Here is a 3104-nt window from a genome sequence, read left to right on the forward strand (position 1 = left end):
TGTTAGTGATTTCATGAGATGTCACAAGATTGCTCACATCAGTTGACGCTCAGTTGCTTAGCTTTCTGTCATCAGTCAGTTAGGCAATACCGCCTGTTTCCAGGCGGCGCCTGCTTTATGAAGTTACCATTCCAAGCATTTCGTGTTCCACAACGAACTTGATCATATAGTCATCGATCAATCGTTTCTGATTCTGAAACGCATACATCAGTGCTTTTTCACAGACCCGGTTAATCATTCGTGGAATTCCGGCTGATGCTTTATGTACCTCATCTAATGCCTTGGTTGTAAATATCTCCTGCTGACATCCTGAATAAGTCATATGGCTTGCGATATACTGTTCTGTTTCAGAACGGTCAAGATGGGGCAGTGTACAGTACATATCAATACGTTGCCGGATGGCGGCATACCGCTGTAGCTTTAGTTTATTTTCCCACAGTTCGGTCTGCCCAACTAAAACAACAGCCATGGGGCTCATGGAATCAAACCGGTAGTTGAGCAGAAAGCGGAACTCTTCCAGTGTCTCCTTCTCCAACAAGTGGGCTTCGTCCAGGATGCAGACAACTTTCTTGTGCTGTACGCCCCGGATTACCTCGATCTCCTGTTGCAGCTGACGTTTTGAATCGCCACGATAAAAACGTGACTCAAGCCCCAGCTGATCTAGCAGGCCTTTATAGAACCACCTTGGGGTCAGTTTGGAGTCTGACAGATAAAGGATGATATAATCCTCCTTCGGAAGTTCCGAATAAAACCGGCGGATGAGCGTTGACTTTCCGCACCCGGAATCCGCTGTTACAACAGCGAACATCTGGCGGTCTGCCACATAAGCCAGACGGCCGAGCGTTTCCCTGAAGGCATTGGATTCAAACAGTTTTTCGGGAGGGACATCCCGGACAAAGGGGGTATGTTCCATGCCAAAGAATGATTCATACATTAGTCATTCACCTCCTTCCTGTAGGAAGCAAATGAAATCGCATCTGCCATTTGGTGCCTGCTCTTTCTATGCTTCGTTTCCAAAGCATCCAGAAAACGGGAAGTTGTCGGTTTTTGTTCCTGCATAGCAGCTGGGAGCGTAGCGTGTCTATCGCAATACGCCCCAATCTTTACAGGCATTGCCTGAAAAGGTTCAAATCCGGGATGGGAAATGGTGATAATCTCAGGATTTGCCGGATCATAGGAGATTTCCACCGTATACCCAATCAAGGCAGGCTTGGTTTCATACCTTTGTCCGCGGAAACTGATACATGCACCTTTATCCACTTTTCGCTGTTCGTGATGTAGGAAAGCTTCTGCTACAACGGTTGTATCTAAAAAAGTCAATGGACGGCTGTCACGGTTCCATTCCTGAAGCGGTGAGATCCCTTCTTCCGGAATGGCGGCGCCAAGACTTTCATAGTATTCTGCGATGCCATCATGCTTTTTCTTGTGGTAATACTCATCCAGATAGATGGCCCACAGTCGGTTCAGTTCTTCCAGTGTTTTGATGTTTTTGAGCTTTGATTCCCGGATAAAAGCATCTGCCACCTGATGGAACTTCTCAATTTTTCCTTTACTTTTGCCGGATCTTGGTTTTGCATACATCACACGAATGCCCAGTCTTGCAAGAGAAGACCGGATCTGTTTTGCGATATACTGTGTCCCATTATCAAAGTAACAGGCATCGAAGGTTCCATACCGGGAAACCGCCTGATGGAACGTATCTTCAATGATTGCTTCTTTCTGATTGTCATAGAACCGGGAAGATAAAAGGTATCTGGAATGGTCATCGATTGCCGAGGACAGGTAAGTCTGTACCTTGGCCCCATTTCTTCCAATCGGAAGCTTTGGGCCATACTTGATATCCGCCTGGATCAGCATCATGCGGTGTGGTTTGCAGAAACGTTTGGAAGAACTGTTTCTTGCATCCTGGTACATTTGCATCTGCTTTTGGCCGTAACCTGCCTTGTAGATATGGCGTTCCAAAGTAGAACGCTTTAAAGCACCGGGTGCTGCAAGCCCTTCCGCTTCCAGGATGTAGATGATCTGGGCAACCGACCGCTCGGGAACCTCCTTGCGCAGCTGGATTGCCTGCTCCAACAGGAACTCAAAGTTTTCAGGGAGTTTTTGTGAGCGGTGTTTCTCCCGGTCAGCCGGCTTCAGCCCTGTAAACTGGCTTTCTGAAAACGCTTTTTCATAACGGTAAAGGGAACGGACAGAGATGCGGTTCTCCTCTGCGATCTTTTTGCGCAGCTGGATCCGCTTTGCATCATCCAGATCAACCTGGAGAAGCGGCGAAATCAATTGGAAACGCCTGAGGGCTTCTTCTTCCTGCCATTGTTGTTTGTTTATTCTTGTATTCATAAAATAGTGACCTCCTTTTGAGACCACTATACCCGTTGGTACTGCGACAGACGATGCAAAGTAGGTGCATAAGCCTTACCAGCGGATCGGGACTAAAAATCCCCCGCTGTTGTAAATCTGACGCAAGATGATTTCCAACCAGTTTTGATATTGGTTTCTGAAAGAATCGAGCAGTGAAACAGAAGAAAGCTTTTCTTCGTTATAACCCAACAGGAACTCCCGGATCGTTCTTAAATATCCGTTGATACGTTCATGATTTTCACGGAACCACTGCAGCCAGCGGAGCATGGTAGTGAAGGATGGGTAGTCTTCAGAATCCAGGTCATCCGGCTGTACAATACCGTCCAGTACTCCGGAGATCACTTCTGTTTCATAGTGCTTATATGGCACAAGACAATCCGGAAGCTCACTATGATAGGAGTGGCAGTTCTTACAATGAAACCGTCGGATGATTAACTGCTCCTTCACACCGCCTTCTTTTTTGCGGATACGTGGACGGGAATCCCGGTAGGAAAGCGTAGCCTGACAGATCGGGCACATATGGGTGGTCACACTGCTCTCAACAAAAAACACAAACTCCTCCTTGAGGACAAGTGAATAATCTGATATAATAACCATGGTTAGTGACCAGGGTCTCAGAGTACACAACTTTCCAGGAGGGTTCTCTGAGACCTTTTCCTTTTTGTATGCTGATGACAGTATACAGGTCAATTCAGAGACAGGCAAGTAAATCAGTATTTTGATAATTTATGAGGTCAACAACA

3 protein-coding genes are annotated in these 3104 nt (G+C 46.6%); all 3 read right to left on the bottom strand.

Going from position 1 to position 3104, the window contains the following annotated elements; all coding sequences use genetic code 11:
* Positions 1-115: 115 nt before the first annotated feature.
* The 3 genes from G614_RS0123620 to G614_RS29460 all read right to left on the bottom strand — a co-directional run bounded on the left by G614_RS0123620 (position 116) and on the right by G614_RS29460 (position 2913).
* Entirely contained in the window at positions 116-934 is an 819-nt protein-coding gene (locus G614_RS0123620) for an ExeA family protein (RefSeq protein ID WP_027643851.1), read from the bottom strand.
* A complete protein-coding gene (locus G614_RS0123625; RefSeq protein ID WP_044918783.1) occupies positions 934-2340 on the bottom strand; it encodes a DDE-type integrase/transposase/recombinase in 1407 nt (468 codons plus the stop codon). The genes G614_RS0123620 and G614_RS0123625 overlap by 1 nt, the downstream gene beginning before the upstream one ends.
* Before the next feature lie 75 nt (positions 2341-2415).
* Positions 2416-2913 (bottom strand): DUF6431 domain-containing protein, encoded by a 498-nt coding sequence (locus G614_RS29460; RefSeq protein ID WP_155245140.1) that lies wholly within the window; start codon positions 2911-2913, stop codon positions 2416-2418.
* Positions 2914-3104: the final 191 nt, after the last annotated feature.

Origin of the sequence: [Clostridium] clostridioforme AGR2157 (assembly GCF_000424325.1) — a bacterium.
GTDB classification, from domain to species: Bacteria; Bacillota; Clostridia; order Lachnospirales; family Lachnospiraceae; genus Enterocloster; species Enterocloster clostridioformis_A.